Annotated in this window: 26 protein-coding genes; 12 read left to right on the top strand and 14 right to left on the bottom strand. The window is 38.7% G+C overall.

All coding sequences use genetic code 11. The annotated features are described in order from the left end of the window. The first annotated feature begins 222 nt into the window (after nt 1-222). The 4 genes from ACNURT_RS10915 to ACNURT_RS10900 all read left to right on the top strand — a co-directional run bounded on the left by ACNURT_RS10915 (nt 223) and on the right by ACNURT_RS10900 (nt 3,884). The gene (locus ACNURT_RS10915) at nt 223-1,452 is read left to right on the top strand and encodes a metallophosphoesterase (protein ID WP_419701774.1); all 1,230 of its coding nucleotides are present in this window, start codon (nt 223-225) and stop codon (nt 1,450-1,452) included. A gap of 271 nt (nt 1,453-1,723) precedes the next feature. Continuing rightward, entirely contained in the window at nt 1,724-2,014 is a 291-nt protein-coding gene (locus ACNURT_RS10910) for a hypothetical protein (RefSeq protein ID WP_370998193.1), read from the top strand. A 428-nt stretch (nt 2,015-2,442) separates the two neighbouring features. Then, nucleotides 2,443-2,922, top strand: coding sequence for an Lrp/AsnC family transcriptional regulator (locus tag ACNURT_RS10905; protein WP_370998194.1), 480 nt, complete (start codon nt 2,443-2,445; stop codon nt 2,920-2,922). Between the two features lie 8 nt (nt 2,923-2,930). Next, nucleotides 2,931-3,884: an EamA family transporter gene (locus tag ACNURT_RS10900; RefSeq protein WP_419701773.1), complete on the top strand. Its 954-nt coding sequence runs from the start codon at nt 2,931-2,933 to the stop codon at nt 3,882-3,884. A gap of 90 nt (nt 3,885-3,974) precedes the next feature. On the opposite strand, the gene ACNURT_RS10895 is transcribed toward ACNURT_RS10900, so the two are convergent. Continuing rightward, complete coding sequence (locus ACNURT_RS10895; RefSeq protein WP_419701772.1) at nt 3,975-4,982, bottom strand: ABC transporter ATP-binding protein; 1,008 nt, start codon at nt 4,980-4,982, stop codon at nt 3,975-3,977. Nucleotides 4,983-5,164: 182 nt separating this feature from the next. Between ACNURT_RS10895 and ACNURT_RS10890 the strand changes: the two genes are divergently transcribed. Continuing rightward, the gene (locus tag ACNURT_RS10890; RefSeq protein WP_419701771.1) at nt 5,165-5,374 is read left to right on the top strand and encodes a hypothetical protein; all 210 of its coding nucleotides are present in this window, start codon (nt 5,165-5,167) and stop codon (nt 5,372-5,374) included. A 14-nt stretch (nt 5,375-5,388) separates the two neighbouring features. Here the strand turns inward: ACNURT_RS10890 and ACNURT_RS10885 are convergent, their stop codons facing one another. Next, the gene (locus ACNURT_RS10885) at nt 5,389-6,639 is read right to left on the bottom strand and encodes a DUF2130 domain-containing protein (RefSeq protein WP_419701770.1); all 1,251 of its coding nucleotides are present in this window, start codon (nt 6,637-6,639) and stop codon (nt 5,389-5,391) included. A gap of 405 nt (nt 6,640-7,044) precedes the next feature. Between ACNURT_RS10885 and ACNURT_RS10880 the strand changes: the two genes are divergently transcribed. Continuing rightward, nucleotides 7,045-7,446 carry a hypothetical protein gene (locus ACNURT_RS10880; RefSeq protein ID WP_370998200.1) on the top strand — a complete coding sequence of 134 codons (402 nt, stop codon included), beginning with the start codon at nt 7,045-7,047 and terminating at the stop codon, nt 7,444-7,446. Nucleotides 7,447-7,703: 257 nt separating this feature from the next. Here the strand turns inward: ACNURT_RS10880 and ACNURT_RS10875 are convergent, their stop codons facing one another. Both ACNURT_RS10875 and ACNURT_RS10870 read right to left on the bottom strand, forming a co-directional pair. Then, nucleotides 7,704-8,279: a YceI family protein gene (locus ACNURT_RS10875; protein WP_370998201.1), complete on the bottom strand. Its 576-nt coding sequence runs from the start codon at nt 8,277-8,279 to the stop codon at nt 7,704-7,706. Nucleotides 8,280-8,453: 174 nt separating this feature from the next. Continuing rightward, the gene (locus ACNURT_RS10870) at nt 8,454-8,675 is read right to left on the bottom strand and encodes a hypothetical protein (protein WP_419701769.1); all 222 of its coding nucleotides are present in this window, start codon (nt 8,673-8,675) and stop codon (nt 8,454-8,456) included. Between the two features lie 250 nt (nt 8,676-8,925). On the opposite strand from ACNURT_RS10870, the gene ACNURT_RS10865 reads away from it, so the two are divergent. Beyond that, nucleotides 8,926-9,378: a hypothetical protein gene (locus ACNURT_RS10865; RefSeq protein ID WP_419701768.1), complete on the top strand. Its 453-nt coding sequence runs from the start codon at nt 8,926-8,928 to the stop codon at nt 9,376-9,378. Between the two features lie 78 nt (nt 9,379-9,456). Here the strand turns inward: ACNURT_RS10865 and ACNURT_RS10860 are convergent, their stop codons facing one another. Beyond that, a complete protein-coding gene (locus ACNURT_RS10860) occupies nt 9,457-10,275 on the bottom strand; it encodes an N-acetylmuramoyl-L-alanine amidase family protein (protein ID WP_419701767.1) in 819 nt (272 codons plus the stop codon). A 229-nt stretch (nt 10,276-10,504) separates the two neighbouring features. Here ACNURT_RS10860 and ACNURT_RS10855 point away from each other — a divergent pair, with 229 nt between their 5' ends. After that, entirely contained in the window at nt 10,505-11,332 is an 828-nt protein-coding gene (locus ACNURT_RS10855) for an alpha/beta fold hydrolase (protein ID WP_370998205.1), read from the top strand. An 8-nt stretch (nt 11,333-11,340) separates the two neighbouring features. On the opposite strand, the gene ACNURT_RS10850 is transcribed toward ACNURT_RS10855, so the two are convergent. Both ACNURT_RS10850 and ACNURT_RS10845 read right to left on the bottom strand, forming a co-directional pair. Further along, nucleotides 11,341-12,030 (bottom strand): hypothetical protein, encoded by a 690-nt coding sequence (locus ACNURT_RS10850; protein ID WP_370998206.1) that lies wholly within the window; start codon nt 12,028-12,030, stop codon nt 11,341-11,343. 765 nt (nt 12,031-12,795) lie between these two features. Further along, on the bottom strand, nt 12,796-12,990 hold the full coding sequence (locus ACNURT_RS10845; RefSeq protein ID WP_419702126.1) for a YciI family protein: 195 nt from the start codon (nt 12,988-12,990) through the stop codon (nt 12,796-12,798). Nucleotides 12,991-13,625: 635 nt separating this feature from the next. On the opposite strand from ACNURT_RS10845, the gene ACNURT_RS10840 reads away from it, so the two are divergent. Next, entirely contained in the window at nt 13,626-15,857 is a 2,232-nt protein-coding gene (locus tag ACNURT_RS10840; protein ID WP_419701766.1) for a tetratricopeptide repeat protein, read from the top strand. Nucleotides 15,858-15,931: 74 nt separating this feature from the next. On the opposite strand, the gene ACNURT_RS10835 is transcribed toward ACNURT_RS10840, so the two are convergent. Together ACNURT_RS10835 and ACNURT_RS10830 are read right to left on the bottom strand one after the other, a co-directional pair. Next, nucleotides 15,932-16,291, bottom strand: coding sequence for a hypothetical protein (locus ACNURT_RS10835; RefSeq protein WP_370998212.1), 360 nt, complete (start codon nt 16,289-16,291; stop codon nt 15,932-15,934). A gap of 96 nt (nt 16,292-16,387) precedes the next feature. Beyond that, complete coding sequence (locus ACNURT_RS10830; RefSeq protein ID WP_419701765.1) at nt 16,388-16,696, bottom strand: hypothetical protein; 309 nt, start codon at nt 16,694-16,696, stop codon at nt 16,388-16,390. A gap of 172 nt (nt 16,697-16,868) precedes the next feature. On the opposite strand from ACNURT_RS10830, the gene ACNURT_RS10825 reads away from it, so the two are divergent. After that, a complete protein-coding gene (locus tag ACNURT_RS10825) occupies nt 16,869-17,207 on the top strand; it encodes a hypothetical protein (RefSeq protein ID WP_419701764.1) in 339 nt (112 codons plus the stop codon). Nucleotides 17,208-17,353: 146 nt separating this feature from the next. Here the strand turns inward: ACNURT_RS10825 and ACNURT_RS10820 are convergent, their stop codons facing one another. Then, on the bottom strand, nt 17,354-17,767 hold the full coding sequence (locus ACNURT_RS10820) for a hypothetical protein (RefSeq protein ID WP_419701763.1): 414 nt from the start codon (nt 17,765-17,767) through the stop codon (nt 17,354-17,356). Nucleotides 17,768-17,818: 51 nt separating this feature from the next. Beyond that, the gene (locus tag ACNURT_RS10815) at nt 17,819-18,001 is read right to left on the bottom strand and encodes a hypothetical protein (RefSeq protein WP_419701762.1); all 183 of its coding nucleotides are present in this window, start codon (nt 17,999-18,001) and stop codon (nt 17,819-17,821) included. 199 nt (nt 18,002-18,200) lie between these two features. On the opposite strand from ACNURT_RS10815, the gene ACNURT_RS10810 reads away from it, so the two are divergent. Then, complete coding sequence (locus ACNURT_RS10810) at nt 18,201-18,902, top strand: S24 family peptidase (RefSeq protein ID WP_419701761.1); 702 nt, start codon at nt 18,201-18,203, stop codon at nt 18,900-18,902. 55 nt (nt 18,903-18,957) lie between these two features. On the opposite strand, the gene ACNURT_RS10805 is transcribed toward ACNURT_RS10810, so the two are convergent. After that, a complete protein-coding gene (locus ACNURT_RS10805; RefSeq protein WP_419701760.1) occupies nt 18,958-19,263 on the bottom strand; it encodes a hypothetical protein in 306 nt (101 codons plus the stop codon). A gap of 739 nt (nt 19,264-20,002) precedes the next feature. Between ACNURT_RS10805 and ACNURT_RS10800 the strand changes: the two genes are divergently transcribed. Continuing rightward, the gene (locus ACNURT_RS10800; RefSeq protein ID WP_419701759.1) at nt 20,003-20,356 is read left to right on the top strand and encodes a hypothetical protein; all 354 of its coding nucleotides are present in this window, start codon (nt 20,003-20,005) and stop codon (nt 20,354-20,356) included. Nucleotides 20,357-20,445: 89 nt separating this feature from the next. Here ACNURT_RS10800 and ACNURT_RS10795 read toward each other — a convergent pair whose 3' ends face one another. Next, the gene (locus ACNURT_RS10795; protein WP_370998219.1) at nt 20,446-20,745 is read right to left on the bottom strand and encodes an RNA recognition motif domain-containing protein; all 300 of its coding nucleotides are present in this window, start codon (nt 20,743-20,745) and stop codon (nt 20,446-20,448) included. A gap of 161 nt (nt 20,746-20,906) precedes the next feature. Beyond that, on the bottom strand, nt 20,907-21,503 hold the full coding sequence (locus ACNURT_RS10790) for a hypothetical protein (RefSeq protein ID WP_419701758.1): 597 nt from the start codon (nt 21,501-21,503) through the stop codon (nt 20,907-20,909). Between the last annotated feature and the right edge of the window lie 60 nt (nt 21,504-21,563).

The raw sequence follows: 21,563 nt of genomic DNA, 5'->3' as shown, positions 1-21,563 counted from the left end.
TCAGGAGTCAAACTCTGGCTAAAAACAAAAAAAGCGTCAATTGCGAGGAACGACGAAGCAATCCCTATAAGCAGAGCCACCCTGTAAGTTGGGGATTGCCACACTACGTTCGCAATGACACGTTTTTTATATCTTGATTCTTGTCTCTTGATTCCAATAACGATTCTTTTTTTAAATTGCAGGTTAATATCTATTTATATGCATGGCAGTGGTTTTTTAAAAGTGTTTCTTATTATTTCGGCCATCAGTTTATTGTTCGACTGGTATATTTTTTCGGGACTTAAAACATTAACCTCCGACTGGCAATCGCAGCTGTGGCGAAACACTATGCTGTTTGGCTACCTTTTTATTTCTGTTGGGCTAGTTGCTTTGTTCCTGATCGGTTTTGGCAGTTTTACTACTGCCAATGGTATGCGTCCCTTTCATGAATGGATACTAAGTTTGTTCATTACGTTTTTCCTGACCAAGCTTGTATTTGTTATTATTTTATCACTGGGCGATCTGGGGCGCTTCATTGTTGGTTTATTCAATCTCACCTCCCGTTCTGGTAACGACCCTGTATTTCCTGCCCGCCGTAAGTTTATCAGCGAAATAGCGGTATTAGTCGCGGCTATTCCATTTACCTCCATGTTTTACGCCATGTTTAAGGGTAAATACGATTATAAACTGCACCGCGTCACCCTTTATTTTGATGATCTGCCCGATGCTTTTAATGGATTTACAATAACCCAGCTATCAGACATCCACTCAGGCAGTTTTGATAATACTGAGGCTATGCAGCGCGGAATTGATATGGCTAAAGCTCAAAAAAGCGATCTGTTTGTATTTACCGGAGACCTTGTTAATAATGCCGCCTTTGAAATTGAACCCTATATTGATCGTTTCAGCCAGATCAAAGCGCCTTACGGACAATTCTCGATATTGGGAAATCATGATTATGGCGACTATATACATTGGGATAGTGAACATGCAAAAGCTGCCAATCTGGATAAGTTAAAGCAACACCACCAAACGTTAGGTTATCGTCTGTTACTTGACGAAAATGTGACCATTGAAAAAGGTGGTCAAAAAATATCACTTATCGGGATACAAAACTGGGGGCGCGGCTTTATTCAGATCGGTAATTTGAATAAAGCATTACAAGGTGTACCAAAAGATGCCTTTAAGATCTTATTATCCCATGACCCAACACATTGGGAAGAACAAGTTAGGTATAACGAAACCAATATCCACCTCACACTTTCGGGCCATACCCACGGTGCTCAATTTGGTGTCGAGATCCCAGGCTTCCGGTGGAGCCCCGTAAAATACCGTTACCTTGACTGGGCGGGTTTGGCGAACGAAAAAAATCGTTATTTATATGTGAACCGGGGCTTCGGTTTCCTTGCATTTTCGGGCCGTTTAGGCATCTGGCCAGAAATTACCGTTATCGAACTACGCAAAAAAGCATAACTGATGTTTACTGATTTTCGACAAGTTTCAACATATACGGGATGGCACCTATTTTTAGCAGATATTACCAAAACACAGCTAAAAAATGATAAAATCCCGTAAAAAAATTTAAATCAGTAAAATAGAACACATTATCCGGGAATCATAATCCACTAAAACAACCCGTGAAAACACCGTGTTTAAACAAGCAAAAATACGGTGTTTTCACGGATTGTTCGATTGACATTTATTTCAGAGTTTTAAAACATTCAAACCCTGATAATATTTAACGATGCCCTTACAAATAACCGGAGTAAACAGCACGATGGGTGAGTATGATAATCCTTACCTGGCTATCAACTCTTTAGTGTGGATTGATGACTACACACAAAATCGCGGAATTACTACAAGAGATGTGCTTTTTGACTGGATCAATGACAATGGTACAGCCTATGTTTTAGACGAAGAAGGGAATAAAGCTAAACTACTTACTGCAACCACTAAAAGCGGCTACAAGTATGTAAAAACAGCTTTTGATGAAACAAAACCCGACAAGTTATTAAAACTGCTGGCTACGAAATAGTAAAATACCTTAACCTTATCGTACTTGCACCTGTCATCAAACCATGACGGGTGTTTGTTTTTTATAGGGTACGCTCAATTCAAGACCATATCTCCCCTCCTTCATCAGCTAAATTATCGCGACAGCATACAGCAAGTTTCGGGTTTAACGGCTGCACCTCAGGGCATAATTTTGAATAAATAAATAAGCTGTTAAATCAATATTCAAAATAAAAAGCCAGATATGGGAACTTTTTAGCTCCGTTTAAATTCTTATGCGCTAAACTTTTAGCAAGCCACTTTTATACCAAGGTAATCTCGTATTTCAAAGAACGCGCATATTTTTTAGTCATTTATACGTTTAAACACTAAATATACACTTTTGTCGAATTAAATTCATTTTTTATTTGCTATATTGAATTTAATTCAAAAATTATATAACATTACAGAATGATTAGCGAAACAGAAATAATTTTAGATAAAACCGACCTGCACATTTTACGCCTGATGCAGGAAAATGCCCGAATATCAAATGCCGATATGGCTCGCGAGTTAGGCATGGCGCCATCAGGTGTGCTGGAACGTGTAAAAAAGTTGGAGCAAAAAAACGTGATCCAGCAATATACCACCCGCATCAATCCTGCTGCTTTACAGCAAAAACTGCTGGCCTTTGTATTTATGAAGGCAGCTGACGGACCAGGTTACAGCGGCGCAACGCTGGAACTTGCCAAAATACCCGAAGTACAGGAAGTACATCATGTAGCTGGGGACGATTGCTACCTGGTAAAAGTACGCACTTACGATTCTGCTTCATTGATGAGCATTATGCGTAACCAGTTTAGCAAGATACCCAACATCATCAGCACCCGCACCACCATAGTGTTGGAAACGGTTAAAGAAGAACAACAATTAGTTATACCCGAAAAATAAATATCATCATGGCCTTAACACCTCAAAAATCCGCATCACCATTAATGGTTATCATCGCCTTTGCAACAGTTTATGTTGTTTGGGGGTCAACGTACTTTTTTATAAAAATGGCTGTCGATGGGTTTCCACCGATGCTGTTGGGCGCGCTTCGTTTTCTTACGGCAGGTATTTTGTTATTGACCTGGTGTAAAATTAAAGGCGAACAGATCTTTATTAAACGCAATATCATCCATGCCGCTGTTACCGGTTTTTTGTTACTGGTAATAGGTAACGGCGCCGTGATTTGGGTTGAGCAAACGCTCCCCAGCGCTATGGTAGCCATTATGGTATCATCGGCCCCCATATGGTTTGTGTTGTTTGACAAACAAAACTGGCGCGTAAATTTCAAAAGCACATCTACCATTGTTGGTTTGATCATAGGCTTTGCCGGTGTTGTATTACTGTTTAGCGAACAAATTCAAGGCTTGTTCAATTCTTCATCGGGACTTTCCAAACTGCCGGGAATGTTGTTGCTGCTCATAGCTGCCATGTCATGGGCATCCGGATCCTTATATTCAAAATATAACAATACACAGGGGTCAGCCTCAGTAAACACAGCCTGGCAGATGCTGGCTGCCGGTCTTATATTTTTACCGTCGAGCTTTTTTAATCACGAGGTGCAGAACCTGCAATGGCAAAATATTCCAACCCATAGTTGGCTCGCTTTACTTTACCTGGTAATTTTTGGCTCTATAGCCGCGTTTAGCGCTTATGTTTGGCTTTTGCAGGTTCGCCCGGCAACACAGGTAAGTACATATGCTTATGTAAACCCGGTTATAGCGGTTATACTCGGGGTACTGTTTGCGCACGAAAACATTACCCTTTTACAAGTAAGCGGACTGGTGATCATCCTGGGTAGCGTGCTCCTCATCAACCTAAGCAAATACCGCAAAGAGAAGCAGTCAAAATTGGAACTGGCATAATTGTGCTAAGAGTCAAGAATCAAGAGCCAAGAAAAACTCATTTTTTGGCAAGCAAATCTTAATTCTTGACTCTAACTTCTTGATTCTATCTTAATTCTCCCATTTTCCAAACTCAAAATATTTATTGATTTTGATGCTGATCTTAGTGCCCTTGAGATATTTCCCCCTGTCATAATTCATTACCCGGAGAATAACCCCCTCACGTTCAATGATCAGCTCCTCATAAAAACCTTTGAACAGCACCTGCTTCACCAGCCATTTGTTACCCAAAGCACCGATCTTAATATGTTCGGCGTATATAACCACCACGCCACGCCTGCTTTTGATACCGCAAACTTTGGCCTGGGTGGGGGTAAGCTGACTACAGCTGGCTAATATCAGAGAAGTATACAAGAGTTTGGGCGAATGATATAATTGCTCGGGGCTACCATTCTCTACAATCTCCCCTTCTTTCAGCACAATCAGTTCATCAGCCATCGACAGGATCTCGGCGGGATCATGGGATACTAAAACCACGGTAACTCCCCATGCCTGTACAATATAACGGATATCATGCTGCAAACCTTCCCGGTAGGTAGCATCAACCTGGTTAAAAGGCTCATCCAGCAATAATACTTCCGGGCGACTGATGAGGGCCTTGGCAATAGTTACCCGCTGTTTTTCGCCGCCGCTTAATTTACCAAAAGGTTGTTCCTTTAGTTGATAAATATGCAGCATATTCAAGGCCTCGGTTACTTTTTGTATAGTAAGGCTTTTATCTTCTTCATGGAGCCCGGCGCTTACCGTATCCCAAACAGACAATTGCGCATCCATATCGCTTCCGTTTTGAGTAACCAGGCGCATTACCTTATGGGCATGCTGTAATCCATGTTCCCGGCTCAAAACCTGCTCTTCCTTAAAAAACACTTCACCATGATCTGGCTGTAAATGACCATATAACAAATTGAGCAATGTAGTTTTACCGCTGCCACTTTCGCCAACTATAGCGGTAATTTTACCCTTGGGTATAAATATGGTTATATTATTAACACCGGAAGATTTATCGCCAAAAAAATTTTTGGTAACCGATATGGTTTCCAGTATTAGCTCATTGTTCATTTTTCAGGGGTATTTTAATTTATTAATTAACTGTTATACAGAAACATATATCAATACAAACCAGGTATCTAATCTATAAAAAGTTTACGATCAAAAAACGCTGATATGGGTATATTTTAATCAAATAGCAAACAAATCACGATATACTTTATTGTTATGATATAACCATTTAATTATAAGCCATGAATAAGACCATTGGGATAGTACTTATTGTTGTGGGTATCATTATGCTTATCTGGACGGGCTTTACCTATACCAAAAAAGAAAAGATCATTGATGCTGGCCCGGTACAGGTATCGGCCGACAAGCAGAAAACTGTAAACTGGCCACCTTATTTGGGTGGCATATTGCTGGTTGGAGGTATTGTTATTGTTGCCATCTCAAAAAAGTAGCAGCAATACGGATATTACTCCAACAACAACGCGTCCTCATCATCTGTTAAACTTAGTTGTATGGAATCGCTGCCGGCTATGCCTTCTACACTACCCTTGATATGCGCGGCATTAAGCAATACCTTATCCAGTTGTTTCTCGCGCGATTTCCACATCTTTTCCATGGCATCACGCTCTTTTTGTATGGACAGGCGCATGCTCATATAGCCTTCCCGGATAGCTTTCCATTGTTCAGAAAATTCGCTGCTGGTTAAATAGTCATACAGCAAGTGCATTTTATCACCTTTATTGTCCTGCGAACGGGCTTGGTTGGATAGTTTGATCACTCCATCCCGCAGGATGTAGGATACCGCTTTTACTTCATCAAAGCTGCAGATCCAAACACCATCTTTTTCGCCAAAGCAATCCATTCCTTTAGGATAACACTGGGTTACAATAACGGCAACATCCACGCCTACACTGCGCATATCTTTTTTTAACTTCTCTATCCAATCGGCACCGAAAGTGGCGGTACGTTTACTTTCATAAATGATCTTCCCGCACTCCTGTCCAAACTGGTTACGCACAGTTTGAATACAATCGGCTCCCCTAACGCCCTTCCCTACCTCACTGATCAAATCAAACGGAAAATAATTCCGCAGCAACTCTTCCAGTATCAGTTCCTGCGCTTCGCCCTGCAACTGCATCGAGCCCTGCTCGGCTTTGCGTTTCATCTCTTCGGCCAGCTTTTTCTGATCATCAAGTTGTTTTTCAAGCTCTTTTACTTTGAGCTGGTATTCGGTATCCTTTATACTGTGGCGTTCGCTTTCCTGCTTACGAATTTGCTCGCTCAGCTCATTACGCTGCTCCTGCAATTTGCGTTGCATGGCCAGTTCCATTTCTTCTTCCTTTTGCTGCAATTGCTTTTCGCGCTGCAAAAACTCCAATTCTTTTTGCCGCGATAGTTTTAACTTGTCTTCGGTTTCCTGTGCCGATGTTTTGAGCATCGTCATCTGGTTCTCATAATCCTGGCTGATGGATTTACGCAGGTTTTGCTCCATAGCCAATTGTAACTGCTTTTTTTCGTCGGCAAGCCGTTGTTCAAAGGCCTCCTTTTGCAGGCGTTCTTTGGTTAAAAATTCCTCATCTTTTTTACGGTACTCCTCTTCTTTTTGGCGGGTATAGTCCTGCATTTTAAGCCGAAGCTCTTTCTTATACTCCTCTGCCATCACTTCCTCTATTGGGAAACCAAAACCACAACTGGGGCACTTAACTTCTGTAGCCATATAATAAATACTGCGAAAAATAGTTCTTCAGATCAAAGATAATGATTTTTGGAACAAGGATTTTGGAACAAAGAGTAAGGATTCTTGGTTAGGTTTCCGAAAGTCTTTTTTAAGTAATAGCCCATGGGTAGACAGAACAGGCTTTGTTGAGAAATATCACGATGCAGAGCCAACTCACCCGGTCTACGTTTCGCTGGACCCACCCTTTCTTCGCCTTTTGGCGGAAAGAGGGTGGAGAAAAACGAAGTAAAAAACCCTCTATGCCCGAAGCGGAGAGAGGGGTGACGAGCGCAGCGATGTCGGGGTGAGTTGTCAACACCAGGCAATTTTTGGCTGAAATTTTGAGTAACTTATACATAAAATGCCATGGTTGCAGTTATCAATTATAATGTCGAAATTTAAGCAATGCAAATTTTACAAATAGGTAAGGCAATGTGGAGCTATGATCATGAAATTGCAGCATGCACATTAATTGACGCGGCTGGAGGGCTTTTTGCGCTCACTCCGCCCCCACACCATCGCGAAGGCGAAATTATATTGACTACCGGTACCCTGGTTATTGATGGGTACAACTATTTAGATATCCCCTTAAATCAGCTGGAACAGGTTTACCTGGGCTTTGATGATGTGTACAAACGTTCGCTTATTAAAAACAACGGCACGTTTTGGCAGCCACTACGGCTTCGTTACAAAGTTGCCGATGGGCACAATACCATATACCTCATGATTGATAATAGCTTTTTCGGCACCAAAAACCAGCTTTGGTTTGATACCCTGAAACAACTGTTGGCCGACGAGGATATGTAGTTGGGACCAAATATATTGGAAGTAAAGAGCACGGATTCTTTCTTGGAAAAAATATTTGGAGTAAAGAATAAGGACTCTTTCTTGGAACAAAGATATTTGGAGTAAAAGAATAAGGACTTTTGAACAATGCTAAACAATATAAAATGTCTGGCTCATTGCTCCAAAAGTCCTTAATCTATCCTTGAAACAATACAAAACACCTCCGTAAGTCAGTCTTTGCTCCTTGTTCCAAAATCCTTACTCTAAAATCCTAAAAGTTATTTAGCTTTAGCAAATTCGCCGTTAGCTTTAATAGTTACTTCGTCGCTTAACATAGCAGCGCCAAATTTACTGCCAAAATTAAAATCAGAACGTTTGATAACACCGGTTAACTGGAAACCTGCATCATCAGCTTTGCTCATTGGGTTGGTAATAGTACCACGGTACCATAAATCAAAGGTTACCGGTTTAGTAACACCTACTAAAGTAAGATTACCCTTAAGCGCATAATGCTTATCAGATGTTTTAGTGATACCTGTGCTGGTGAAAGTAATGGTTGGTTTATTGGCAACGTCAAAAAAATCGGCACTTGAAAGGTGTTTGTCACGATTATCGTTATCGGTACTTAAAGAAGCTGTTTGAACAGTAAAAGAAACTTTAGCATCGCTAAAATCAGGTTTTGCTGCAATTATAGTTGCATCAACATTTTTAAAAGTTCCATCAACGTCATTTACCAATAAGTGAGTTACAGTAAACTTAACGTTCGAGTGATTTTTGTCGGCATTCCAGGTAGTTTGTGCCGATGCAGCCGTATATAAAAACGCTGAGGCCAAAAGGATAAAGATTTTTTTCATTGTGTTAATTTTTTTAAATTTCTTTTGTTTATGCACCAAAAGTATATATTTGAATTGATCTTTTTTAAAATAAATGTTTAAACATCTTTTTATTAAAGTTTCATGACAAATCTCTACCATTTTAGTGGACTTTATGTCAATACATATCGGCAATGAGGAATTTAAAAGAGAAACCTACTGCTCTTCGGGTAAATGCTCATCAATAACCATCCCAATTTGCTCCAGGGGGATAACAGCCGACGATGGTTCATGCTTTATATATACCCAATTACCGGCATCTGTTTTTCCTATAGTATAATTAATGTTCTTATTATAAACATCAAATAACCGGGGAAATGCCGAATGAAGGCTGACCTGGTAATCTACATTATTGATGGTAACTATAAAAGGTTCCATAGTGATTTATTTATGGCTTTTGCTAAGTTAACACTTTTCAAAAAATCGACCCAAAAATAGCGCGAATCAATTATAATCGGGCATGCGCTCCAACTAAACAGCGGTCACAATCTTACAATTACTTGGGTACTAAAAAAAACGTAATAAAAGTTATTCTCATAAAAACTTTTTTGGCACAACAATGTTAAGTTTGCATTATTAACTCAAAAAACACCCTAAAAAAACTAATTTGTAAACTTAAAAAGTTACTATGAACATTAAGAATTATTATACAAAAGCAATAATGCTGGTTATTTCATTAGGTTTTATTATTGCCATTCAATCCTGCACCAAAAAACCCGATCTTCAAGGTGAAGACACCAAACTGACAGGGGTATGGAAAAGGGTAATACATCGCCTCCCCTTAGGAGATAGCACACAGATTATCACTTTTTATGAAGGTGATTTCTCCACTTTCCAAACTAATGTTTCGGCTACGCCGGCAAGTACACCAACCAGCACTTTGTACAGAGCAACCTACAATACCAATGGTTCACAGATATTCCTTATCTTGAATCAAAAACAGAATTCACTGGATGCCAATGGCTCAGGAACTCCGGTAAACCAGGTTATCTTTAATAAACTACCTTACAAAATAAGCGTTGCTCAGGATACCCTTACGGTTACCGATGGCACCGCAATGAAGTACGTAAAACAGCCATAAACCGTTTTTAAACTTATTCAACAAAAAAACCGGCCAATTGAATTGTGCCGGTTTTTTTGCTACTAAAAATTCCTCAGCTTATCTCCCTTCCAGGTTATCGCGATATTTTTTTAGCGCTCTTAAAATGGATCGGGCTATGGCATTTTGGCCTTCATTTGAGTTAAGATATTCCTCATCGGCCGCATTATTAATAAAACCGGTTTCAACTAATACCGCGGGCATGCCGCTTTGCGCCAATACCAATACCCCTTGCTCCTTTACCCCATGACTGCGCCGGCCATCTGTTTTTTTAAACTCACGATCAACCAGATCGCCAAATTGAATACTCTGTTTACGATATTTTTGCTGAAAAGCATTCAGTACAATGGTGTTTACAACCGCGTCGCTCCCGTAACCGTTATACTTATCCTTATAATCCTTCTCAATGTAAATAGAGGCATTCTCGCGCAGGGCTTCACGTTGTTCCTGGCTCCGGTGAAAACCATAAACCAGCAACAATGTTCCCCGTTCTGTACTATGTCTTTGAGGCGATGAATTACAATGAATAGATATAAACAGGTTGCCGTGGTTATCATTAGCTATATCCGCGCGTTTATGCAGCTCTACAAAAACATCGGTGCTGCGGGTCATAATTACCTTAACCCCGCTCATTTCATCGTTAATAAGATCGCGTAATTTCTTGGCAATACTAAGGGCTACGCTTTTTTCTTTAGAGTAAGCGCCATGCGCTCCGGGATCCTTACCACCATGTCCGGCATCAACAATTACAGTTTTAAACTTAAAAGTGCTCCTGCCGATAACATCCTGCTGCGCAAAAGAGGTGCTAATGCTAAGCAAGCCAGGTATAAAAAAAAGAAGAAAAACTATATAATTACTTTTTAGGTAAATGGCAGGCATGGAAAATATATTGGTATAGGTGGTAAAACATTTCTATCTAATTTCATTTAGTAGGATATTGTTTTACGCGTATAGTTTAAAAGTATTTCAAGTTAATATGGCAAAGGTAATATTACTTAACGTGTTAGCACAGTTTTTTACATTTTCAGTTAATAATATATTAAAGTAATCATACATTTATGTCCCGGCTCGTAATTTATTTGACGGTTATATCTTTATAATTAATCCCATGAAAATTCAAAAATCATTGTATGTATTAATAGCAGTCTTGTTATGGATAGTTTCCGTAGGTAATGCTCAAATAAAAACGCCCTACGGCAACAATTCGACTGTGGGTAAATACTACAATGTAAGGGGCATAAAGCTGTACACCGAAGTTTATGGCGCCGGCAAACCATTACTTTTGATACATGGCAACGGAGGCAGTATGGGCAATTTTGCTAATACTATCCCCTACTTTGCGAAGAAGTATAAAGTTATTGCTGTTGACAGCCGGGCACATGGTAAATCAAGAGATGATCGCGATTCTTTGAGTTTTGAAATGATGGCTGATGATTTTGCTGGTTTACTTGACGCTATGCATATCGATTCGGCATACGTTATTGGTTGGAGCGATGGAGGCATCAACGCGCTGGAACTCGCTATACGCCATCCAGGTAAAGTGATTAAGCTGGCATCCACTGGCGCCAATTTATGGCCTGATTCAACAGGGCTTATACCCTCTTACTGGAAACAGGAACAAAAAGAATACGAAGCCAAAAAGAATACCGAATTTAAAACAGCAAAAGAAAAAAACGACTGGAAGATATTTCTGCTCGATTGGTTTCAGCCTAATATCAAGCTTTCGGCCTTAAAAGCCATCAAATGCCCATCATTGATCATCGGCGGCGACCATGACCTAATCCCTACGCAACATACGGTGCTTATTGCACAAAACATCCCTAACGCTTATTTATGGATAGTGCCCAATTCGGGCCACGGCACACTGATTGAGCACAAGGACGAATTCAACGCAAAGGTTGATGAATTTTTTTCAACTCCGTTTAAAAAACGGTAACCCTTTGATTAAAATTTGTAGGTAACAGCCGCCAAACCGGTTACTGAGGTATAAAATGTTCCTCCGCTATTGTTTGATTTTTTTAGTGGCGCATAAAAGTTATAAGTTGATTCTATGCTTACGCCGATGTGATCACTAAGCACGAAGATCAACCCTAAGCGCGGAGCCATATAAAAGTTTTTGCGCCCGGGCGTAACTACGGTGCCACCCTGATCACTATTAGGATCAAAAACCAGGTAGGAATAATCTGTATAATAACCACCCAGGTTAGCTCCGCCATAAAGCCTTGCCCCATCTGCTACATTAATATTGTAAACAATGCTTGCATAACCAGAAAACACCCTGTAGCTTGTAAAAAGAGTAATTGGAGTTTGATCCTGGGTACCATCATCTACACCATTTCCAATATCTATCGTTATTTTATCCGGGTTAAAAGCGTCCTTGGGCTGATAATTATGATAACCTACATTAAGGCTTATAGTGAGCTTATCTATAAAACGGGCAATTCCTAAATTGAATGCGGCGGCCGGCTTGTAAATATCTTTAAAATAATTCTGCGGGGCGTCAATACCGACACCAAATGTAACCGCATATCCCGATTCAAAATTGCCGCCACCTCCGCTGCCACCTCCACCCCAGGTTAGCGCCTCATGCGACCTGTGTTGGCCCATAACCGTACCAACAAAGCATGTAAACATTAAAATTAAAACCGTTTTTAAACAGCGAGGGGCTTTAAACCAATATGTGCTAAGGTGCATAACGCCGAAGGTGCAAGGGTTAAGTTGATTAAGGTTCATTACAGTAAAAATATGAAAAAACCTTAATTCATTACTATAAATGCAAATATTAGCTCACTTAACCATGGCAATAAAAATTAAAGCCCGGCTTAAATATACCGGGCATAGGGGTATTAAATAAATAAGATAGGCTTATAATTGGTTTATATCATAATTTCAACACCTGTTTAAAGCCGCTTCGGCCCAAACAGCATTTAGCTGCCCGTTGTAACCTGCATATTATTACTCCGTCCTTGCTTTTGGTGGTACCAAATGCCAATAGTACAAATGATAACGGTTAATGATAAAAAGCCTTCAACATATAAATGTGTAACAGAGATCTGCCTCAATGGAAAAATAAACAGTGATGAAAGATCTGGAATTAAGAGTCCCAGCAGCGGGAAACTCGAGAATATTCTAAAAATCGCTATTTCCTCCATAACTAATAATTTGATATCCCTAATTTACACCTTTTAGGAATACAATGCAAGTTATTTTTCTTAAAAAGTAAAATAATATTTCAACAAGGTTAATTTTAATAAATTCTTTCGAAATATTTTAAATATTTACGCATAAAACTTATCTAAACACCTGATGTTTATTGTTATTGAGTAATAACACACATTATTTTGAATATAAATTTCTTAATTAAGAAGTATTATAAAGAAAATGATACTGCAAATCAGATTAAAAAGGCATGGCTCTTACTAATTCAAACAAATTATTACGCACCGCCGGATCGTTATCTATAATTTGCTCCAGCTCCGTATCTGAAGATACGTATACTATAATAAAATTAAGAGCCTGATTCCAAAAGTTACCGCTTAGCAACACCTTGCCCATATTTTTAAGGTTTTCGTAATAGCTAATGCGCTCCCTAATACAAGTATGCTGTTCATTGATAATTTCTTTCTCTTCAAAAAATATCTCATTGACCAGCTATGCACTTACAGATCAATGAAAAATTTATTTAAAAAAACAAAAACATTTCTTCCTCTAAATTGTAGTACGAATTAGTTTGTTTTTTATTCAAATAGTAACAAAATAATGCCTACTTTAGCATTATCATACTAAATGTTAATAATTATGGAAAAATTAATAATATTAAGAATGTTCTTTTGTTTTCCACTATTCGGAATACTTCTGCCAGATGCGGGTATTTTAATCTCCAATGGCTCAAGTCACATCCCCCTGATCCATTTTATTATTGAAACATTCTCCATTTTTTGCATCCTGATTTGCAGCGCGATTATTTTTTATAATAAAAGACGAGATCAAAACCATACCGATAAAACAAACGAGGCATCATATTCCTAAAACTGAATACTCGGTACTTATAAGGTTAATATCTACCCGGATTATATTGCTAAAAAATAGATTATGGGGTTTTTATGCCCCGAATTTTACTCCCTGGTTCCATAAAACTATCATTTTGCGAAAATTAGAGTGCTTTTATTTTCGGTATGGCCTTTGTTATACCTCTATTGGTTGCTGAAAATATCACCCAGTATTCATAAATGAAAAAATTCTTACTTTTTATCCTGCTTCCTTTAAGCACGTTTGCCCAAACAGCAAGTACTTATATACAAAATGGAAATGCCCGGGCTAATTCAAAAGATTACAATGCCGCCATTCAGGAATTTACCAAAGCCATACAGCTCAGCGAAAATAACAGCGATGCTTATTTTTATCGGGCAAACGCTTATGGCAACCTTAAAAATTATGAAGCTGCAATTGCCGACTACGCCAAAACTATAAGTCTCAAGTTAAATTTTGCCACGGCATATTATTATAAAGCTAACGCTGAAAGCAGTATTGGCGTTTACCACAATGCCATTGATGATTTTAACAAAGCTATTGCCCTTGAGCCCCAGAATGCCAAAATGTACCAATACCGCGGCAGTGCAAAATCAAACATTCAGGATTATACGGGAGCCATTGCGGATTTCTCCTTTGCCTTAAAACTTAGTCCAAATAATGCTGAGTTATATGAATACAGGGGCCTGGCTAAAAATAATAAGGGGGATTTTACCGGCGCCATTGACGATTATAACTCAGCTATAAAGTTAAACCCTCAAAAAGGCGACTTATACCGATACCGGGCCGATACAAAAGCAAGCATTAACGATTATAACGGAGCTGTAACCGACTATACCACAGCGTTAACTTTTAACCCTCAAAATGCCGAAGCGTATTTTTACCGGGCAAATACCAAAGGAAATCTGGGTGATTATAAAGGCGCGGTTGATGATTATAAAAAAGCTGCTGCCCTAAACCCTAATCTTAAAAATTTGTTCTTCTACCTGGCTAATGCCGAAAATAACATGGGCGATAGTAAAGGGGCACTTGATTATTTTAACAAAGCTATTAGCCAGTACCCCAATAGGGCCGATGTGTATTTATACCGCGGATTGGTAAAAAGCAATTTGAAAGATTATAAAAGTGCTATAAATGATCTGAATCATTCCATAGCGCTTGACCCTAAAAATCCTGATGCTTACCAAAATCGTTCGGCTGTTAAACTTGAACTCAATGATGGTGAGGGAGCCAAATCGGATGCAGACAGTGCGATTATATTAAACCCCAAAAGTTTAAAGGCTTATATAAGTCGCAGCAAGGCAAAAATGGCTTTAAAAGATACAGCTGGTGTAATAGCCGACCTTACTCAGGCCATCAATATCAATAATAAAAGCGACGAGGCCTATTTAGTGCGCGGCGATGCTTACCGTAACCTGGGCAACAGGCAAGCCGCTATTCACGATTATACTACAGCCATACAGGTAAACCCTAATTATACTTACGCCTATTTAAACCGTGGTATCGAAAAGGACAAAACAAATGACCCGGCCGGAGCGGTAAAGGACTTTGAAAAACTTTTAACCCTTTCACCGCAGCGCCAGGATGTTTATATGCGCCTGGGCAGAGTAACCGATTTTTTTAAATACACCACAAAAGGTGTATCACTTTTCACAACAGCTATTAGCTTAAACCCGGCAAACTCCAACTTTTATCTTTTCAGGGGCGAAGCAAAGGCCGCCGCCGGTGATATACAAGGCGCCATGGCCGATTATGATGCCGGTATTGTTAAAAACCCTAAAAACATTGCCATTCTGTTAAAACGTGGCCTTAACCGTGCCGACTTCCAGGATAATACCGGTGCATTGGCCGACTTTAGCACCGCCATAAAAATTGATTCGACTTCTGATTCATCAGCAGTGGTATATCAAAACCGCGGGCATATCCAGGCCAGGTTAAAAAACTATAAGGCCGCCCTGGCCGATCTGGATAAAGCGGTAGCTATTTATTCAAACGACGAAACGTTCCTATTCAGGGGTGATGTTAAATTAGCCATGAAAGACTATGCAGGGGCTGCCGACGATTTTCATAACGCTACCTATATTAATAACAGGAATGCCAAAGCTTATGCACATAGCAGCATAGCCAAAAGCAAATTAGGTGATGAACAGGGCTCGACTGATGACTTTGATAACGCCTTAAAATTTGGCGATGGCGCTTATGTTTACACCGATTTGGCCGAGCTGAAACTGAACCTTAATGATGCACAGGGCGCCCTTGCTGATTGCATTACGGCCATCACCCTAAATGCCAAATATGCAGGGGCCTATTTGCAAATGGGACTTACCAAAATCGCGCTTAATCAAAAACCAGATGCCTGTGCCAATTTCAACAAAGCTGTTGAACTGGGTTTAAAAAAGGCCGCGGTAATAGCCAGCCGTTATTGTCGATAAAAATTTAAGAAAACACAGAAAAGCCATCCTGGAACAAGATGGCCTTTTTATTTCAAATTTTTTAAAATGTTAAATTATCCTGCTTTTTTATCCAGATGTAATTGATCACGCAATTCTTTGATCTCCATTTCATAGGCACGCATACGGGCATGTAAAATATCTACTTCCGTCCGCATCATCTGGATCTCGGTGATCAGTTTGGCCGATTCTGGTTTATCAATTTTCTTTTCACCGGTTCCTAAAATAAGCCACTCTGGTGAGTATTTCAATTGAAAGCAAAGCTTACGGATCAAATAATAACTGATATCCTGTTTTTGATTGATCACTTTACTGATAAAACCCTGATCAACCCCAATAGCACCCGCAAGCCCCAGCTGCCCTCCGTGCTCCTTCACAATTACTTTTAACCGTTTTATTATTGCTTCGTCAGACATATGCAACTGCAATAATAAACAATTTGTTTATTTGGCAAATATTTATTTACTTTTTTGCCATCAGTACCTATTTATACGCAACAGAGGTGTCAATTATCACTCCCCTATTCTTTGCAGTAATTCATTAAGCTGATTACAATATACCTGCATATTGATTTGGCCGCGGTTATAGTCGGCAGATATTTCCTTAAATTGATTACCTATTTTGCTTTGGGTTGAATTATGAACCATTGCTTTATTTAGCCTGCTAAGTTTTTGTTGCAAACTCTGCATCAGCAATAGCGGCTGCACATTGTTGGCTTGCTTTAAAAGCATTCTTTGTTTCCGGCGCTGCAGTTTATCAAATCTTAAAATCAGATAAACCACTACCGAACCGATGACCAGAAAAAGATAAAAGAAATTCATTTCACCCCCTACATTGATATATCACGTATTAATACGACATTTTTAATGAATGGGTTACTATTACTCGGAATAATTATGAGCATGTTTTTATTTTCCGATTTAAAAAGCGGTACTTTGTAGTGTATAATAGTTGCGAATAAAATATAACACAGCTCAAACAACGTATACGATCATGAAACCAGGAGATAAGGTAATTTGCATAAATGACAGGATCGATCCTGAAAAAAGCGAAGAAATAAGAAGGGATTTTGAGATCTGGATAACCAAAGATAAAGAATATACCATTCGCGAAATATTAGATAATAATGGCATAGTAACAGGCGTATTATTGGAGGAGGTTCACAATTTTCCAAAATTCTTTAAGCTGATCAATCGTTTTCAGGAGCCTGCTTTCGCTCAATGGCGTTTCCGCAAACTGAATTATGCCAGCCAACCCGCCGAGGCGCTAAGCGAGGTTGATGAATTGGTAGAAGCGGAACAAGCCGAAAAACAGCAGGTCAGGGTTAAATAACAGATTACTCTTTACAACATCTGTTAAATACAATTCACACATCTTGTTAAAGTTAAAAGCGCCAAAGGCAGCCATAATAGCTACTTTCGACGCCTTTATTAAATATGAATAAAATTCCATTTGGCATAATAAAATACAAAAAAACTTTAATCATAGATCTTGGCGGCCTCTGTTTCAACCAGCTGGGTTAGTATAGTTTTTAAAACCGACTCGCGAGCCCACTGCTGTTCAATAGTGGCAGCATCGTTTTGGTACCATTTCAATGGGGCATTTATTTCAATGCGTGCTTTGTAAACAAAGTTTTTAGTTGGGTGCATTTTACTACCCTCATAACTGTTCAACCCCTCGCCTTTTATAATTTTGGCAAACTCGCGTGCCTTAATATCAACCTGCAGGCATTCATCGAGCGAGTTTTTATAATCCTGTTTGTCCTCCAGCCAAAGCGTAAGAGTTTCATCATTCAGATCGTGATCTGCTATGGCAATCCGGCTATAATCATAATCTACAGAAATGATAAGCCACCATAGTTGGTCTTTTAGTTTTTGCGCAATTTTTATCATAGTATTGTTTTTTAATTTATTGAATAAGTGTGTTTTTTGTTAGATGGCGTATTATCTGAAAGTTGGGATCCACCCTGGTAGGTATTTCTGTATAGCAGCTATTTCTTTACTATACTTTGAACAGGTTTCTATATAAGCGCGGTATCGTATTAACTGTTCATGGTTGGAAATAGGATTGGCATTTTGCTGATTGTGGTCACCTTGCTTTTGAAAGGCGGAATAGGCTATATACATGTTTAAAAATTTATTTACGTTTTGAGCATTCTTTGAGTTGATTTTTATTATTACAGTTTTCTGTAACATACATTCTTTAATTTCTGTATTAAATATATTTGCAATTGAAAAAAAATGTAGTACTTTAGTAAAATCAACACAACAAACATACAGAATAATCTTTATTAAATTAAAGAATAATCTTTAAAAAGTTATCAACATGGACGATACCCCAAAAGTCAGCAAGATCAAAACTATTCGCCCGGAAACCTTGGAGTTTATTATACTTTATAATCAGCTTAAAGGAAAAGCATTTATGGGAAACGCTCAGTTATCCGAAACCCTTGGCTTTAATTCACCCAGCTCCATTACCGAAATAATAAAGAGCAGGCAGAATATAGATCCAGAAAAACTCAGAATTTTTAAAGAAACCTATAGCGAATTTATTACAGGTGCAAAAACAGGTCTTGTTCAAGAAAAAAACACAGAGAAAAAAACAGAAGAAGGTATTCCCATGTATGAGATCTCGGCTACCGCCTCGGGGGTTGAGGTTTATAATGACATCAATGATTCCATGCCGGTTGGCCGGATGAATTTTCCAGGAATTGAGGATTGCGACTTTGCGCTGCCGGTTTGGGGCCACTCGATGTATCCTTATCTTGAAAATGGTTGCTGGGTAGCCCTAAAAGTAATACATGACAAAAAGATACTCCCAGGCGAGGTATACTACATTGAATGGGGCGAATATCGTATGTATAAAAGGCTGCTGGCCGGCGATAATCCGGAAGAAGTAGTTGCGCATTCTGATAATACCACAGAAATGATAGGAAACCGGCTCAAATACGGCCCTTTTATCATTAAAATAGCAGATATTAAAAAACTGTGTCTTGTAAAAGACATTCATAAAAAGCACAATCATTAATATTTGATACCATAAGCCCGGCCCACAAGGGCTTATGGTATTTTATGTAATGCAATTAAGCAAGCGGCTTGTTTCCCTGCTCAATCCGAAAGATCATGCAATCCATATCAGCTTTTATACTTTCAAGAATCTCTCCTAAATCAGTTTTAGACAGATCATTCCTAAATTCATCGCGTTTAGTATTAGCGATATATTGCAGGTACGTAGTGATCATAAGGTTATGCTTCTTATCCAAACGCGCACCATCATACGCAATTGTTTTAAATAACACTTCTAAATGGGTGTAATAATTACGTTTGGTTAATTGCTCAACATTCTCCGACTCTCGTTTAAGCCATTTTAAAAATTCAACAAGGGTCATATGCTATATATTTTAAAAGATTATTCGCCGTTTGATAGTAAATATATAAACAAAGAGAAAACTATCATGCATTCAACTGTTAGGGATTTATTGTATTATGTTGAGCCCGCTATAAAACTCTGTACATTAAAATACAAAATTGTTATTTTTGAACTATAAGTAGCTGTAAAACAAACCATAAGAACCCATTAGTTTAAACTATCACAATTGACATGCTCGCTAAAGCCCTACATTTCATTGATTGCTCATTTAGCGTTGGCAGTAAACTACAGAATATTGCATTTTACACAATATTACTGTTTATGATATGGGTTATTATTGTGCAGCTAAAAACCAAGCAACGCAAACATTACAAATAAACAAAACTCAGCCCAATTTATATCTTCTTTAGATAGCCCAAGTGGAGAGGCAAATTGCGGGTATGGCACCCCATGAGGCTGACCTGGACTTTAGCAGAACTGGGTTAAGGTTTTACTGTTATAAAAACGACTTTAAATTTCTTATGCTACATAAACCTGGTATTTCTCACTCAGAAAACAAGTTTATTCGACTTGTAAGCCCTATAAAAAACACAACCCGCTTCTTTTTTATTAATCAGGAGGCAAAAATTAAATACTTTTCAACATTTGTTCGATTTATCAACATCGCGGTAATAAGTAACATATAATACTCATATATTTATTTTAATAAACTACTGAGAGCCCCTGCTCCGGTCACCTAAATTATAAAACTGACGAAGATGGAACCTGTAATGATGTTTGTAATTGCCGCTATTATTGCTGCTATAGTTTTAGTTGTATTCAATAACCAACAGGAAAGTAAGATAACTAATCACCTGTATACTAATGATGTACAACAAATCTACCTGCTTACCGCTGCTGAATTTAAAATTAACGTTTTAGAGAATCGGCAACAGTTAAATAACACTACTGTTGACCTGAACACAGCTCCCCCCAATATTACCGCAGAATTAGATTTACTTACCACCGCACTTGAAAGTGGCGAAATACCGCTTAACGAATTAAACTTAAGGCTTGATTATTTATTGGACACACTTAATATCAATAGTTCATCTATGGTTCAGGCCTATTAGTTTCGAAGCCCGTACAATAAAATCACGACGCATAAAAAAAGCCGGAAAATCCGGCTTATATCAAAAAAGAATATCTTTTAGCTTGTTACTTAATTACGTTTAAAGCTGCCTTTACCCGTGCTATTGCCCCCGGCGTTAAAGCCTGGACCTTTGTCTTCCGCAATGTTAACCGTAATCCGGCGACCATAATAACTTGCACCATTCATGCATCTTATAGCCTCTTTCGCCTCATTATCGTTAACCATTTCTACAAAGCCAAAACCCCTACTCTCTTTTGTTTCGCGATCCTTAATGATCCTGAGCGATTTAACCGGCCCAAAATCACCAAAAACTGCTGTTAATTCGGCCTCATCTACTTCTAAAGGAAGCCCTGCTATAAATACTTTCATTAATCTCCTTAAAATTTCTGTAAAGGTACTAAAAATAGGGCATATTTTGGTCAGAAATATAAAGCATAGGAGATATGTTAGTCTTTTTTACCTTTAAATTACGCAACAAAAATTATTTAAGGATTATGGAAAAATCGGGCTGTAAATTACGGAGAGTTAAATTATTTAAACTGAAGTTCAAAACTGCCTTCAACCCTGTAAAAAGGCGAATTAACCTTGTCATCCTTGGCTAAAAAGGTAAAGAAAGATCCTTTTGCTATAAGATTATCGTTATTATACCTTTCAATACTAATTTTTCCGGAATCATCCTTGCCACCGTACTTGGTTAAGGTATACTGCAATACGGGATTTTTTTCATCCAGTTTGAAAAGAAACTGACTCCCTGCTACTTTGCTGATTGTATTGGCTTCTGCAAAGCCAACGGAGCTGATGCCAAAACTCATAGTATGAGCTTTGTTGATAGCTGTAATACCGAAATATTTGCTATCACCGCTGTGCACACTAATAAAAGCAACAGAGTCTGTGGCGGCATCAAACGTATAAGTAGAATCTTCAATAGTGATCTTTAATGTTCCTTTACCGGCCAAAAAGTTACCAGGGCCGTTGGTTACACTCATGGTGGATGCGCTATCGGCAGCTGCGATTGACTTATTGGCATCCATACTCTTTACATTCTCATCTTTCTGGCATGACGAAACAGTCACCGAGATGAGCAAAAGTATAGAAAATAACCATTTAGTAAACCGAATACTGTTCATAGGCTAATAGATGCTTAAAATTAATAATAAATAGTTTAAATTTCATCAGTTTGATAGCCT

Source organism: Mucilaginibacter sp. NFX135, from assembly GCF_048565145.1.
Classification (GTDB): Bacteria; Bacteroidota; Bacteroidia; order Sphingobacteriales; family Sphingobacteriaceae; genus Mucilaginibacter.
This window is presented reverse-complemented; position numbering and strand designations above follow the sequence as displayed.

Coding starts and splice junctions, on each gene's coding strand:
- ACNURT_RS10910 (WP_370998193.1), top strand. CDS start 1,724: ATGCCCTTACAAATAACCGGAGTAAACAGCACGATGGGTGAGTATGAT.
- ACNURT_RS10905 (WP_370998194.1), top strand. CDS start 2,443: ATGATTAGCGAAACAGAAATAATTTTAGATAAAACCGACCTGCACATT.
- ACNURT_RS10900 (WP_419701773.1), top strand. CDS start 2,931: ATGGCCTTAACACCTCAAAAATCCGCATCACCATTAATGGTTATCATC.
- ACNURT_RS10895 (WP_419701772.1), bottom strand. CDS start 4,982: ATGAACAATGAGCTAATACTGGAAACCATATCGGTTACCAAAAATTTT.
- ACNURT_RS10890 (WP_419701771.1), top strand. CDS start 5,165: ATGAATAAGACCATTGGGATAGTACTTATTGTTGTGGGTATCATTATG.
- ACNURT_RS10885 (WP_419701770.1), bottom strand. CDS start 6,639: ATGGCTACAGAAGTTAAGTGCCCCAGTTGTGGTTTTGGTTTCCCAATA.
- ACNURT_RS10880 (WP_370998200.1), top strand. CDS start 7,045: ATGCAAATTTTACAAATAGGTAAGGCAATGTGGAGCTATGATCATGAA.
- ACNURT_RS10875 (WP_370998201.1), bottom strand. CDS start 8,279: ATGAAAAAAATCTTTATCCTTTTGGCCTCAGCGTTTTTATATACGGCT.
- ACNURT_RS10870 (WP_419701769.1), bottom strand. CDS start 8,675: ATGGAACCTTTTATAGTTACCATCAATAATGTAGATTACCAGGTCAGC.
- ACNURT_RS10865 (WP_419701768.1), top strand. CDS start 8,926: ATGAACATTAAGAATTATTATACAAAAGCAATAATGCTGGTTATTTCA.
- ACNURT_RS10860 (WP_419701767.1), bottom strand. CDS start 10,275: ATGCCTGCCATTTACCTAAAAAGTAATTATATAGTTTTTCTTCTTTTT.
- ACNURT_RS10855 (WP_370998205.1), top strand. CDS start 10,505: ATGAAAATTCAAAAATCATTGTATGTATTAATAGCAGTCTTGTTATGG.
- ACNURT_RS10850 (WP_370998206.1), bottom strand. CDS start 12,030: ATGTTTACATGCTTTGTTGGTACGGTTATGGGCCAACACAGGTCGCAT.
- ACNURT_RS10840 (WP_419701766.1), top strand. CDS start 13,626: ATGAAAAAATTCTTACTTTTTATCCTGCTTCCTTTAAGCACGTTTGCC.
- ACNURT_RS10835 (WP_370998212.1), bottom strand. CDS start 16,291: ATGTCTGACGAAGCAATAATAAAACGGTTAAAAGTAATTGTGAAGGAG.
- ACNURT_RS10830 (WP_419701765.1), bottom strand. CDS start 16,696: ATGAATTTCTTTTATCTTTTTCTGGTCATCGGTTCGGTAGTGGTTTAT.
- ACNURT_RS10825 (WP_419701764.1), top strand. CDS start 16,869: ATGAAACCAGGAGATAAGGTAATTTGCATAAATGACAGGATCGATCCT.
- ACNURT_RS10820 (WP_419701763.1), bottom strand. CDS start 17,767: ATGATAAAAATTGCGCAAAAACTAAAAGACCAACTATGGTGGCTTATC.
- ACNURT_RS10815 (WP_419701762.1), bottom strand. CDS start 18,001: ATGTATATAGCCTATTCCGCCTTTCAAAAGCAAGGTGACCACAATCAG.
- ACNURT_RS10810 (WP_419701761.1), top strand. CDS start 18,201: ATGGACGATACCCCAAAAGTCAGCAAGATCAAAACTATTCGCCCGGAA.
- ACNURT_RS10805 (WP_419701760.1), bottom strand. CDS start 19,263: ATGACCCTTGTTGAATTTTTAAAATGGCTTAAACGAGAGTCGGAGAAT.
- ACNURT_RS10800 (WP_419701759.1), top strand. CDS start 20,003: ATGGAACCTGTAATGATGTTTGTAATTGCCGCTATTATTGCTGCTATA.
- ACNURT_RS10795 (WP_370998219.1), bottom strand. CDS start 20,745: ATGAAAGTATTTATAGCAGGGCTTCCTTTAGAAGTAGATGAGGCCGAA.
- ACNURT_RS10790 (WP_419701758.1), bottom strand. CDS start 21,503: ATGAACAGTATTCGGTTTACTAAATGGTTATTTTCTATACTTTTGCTC.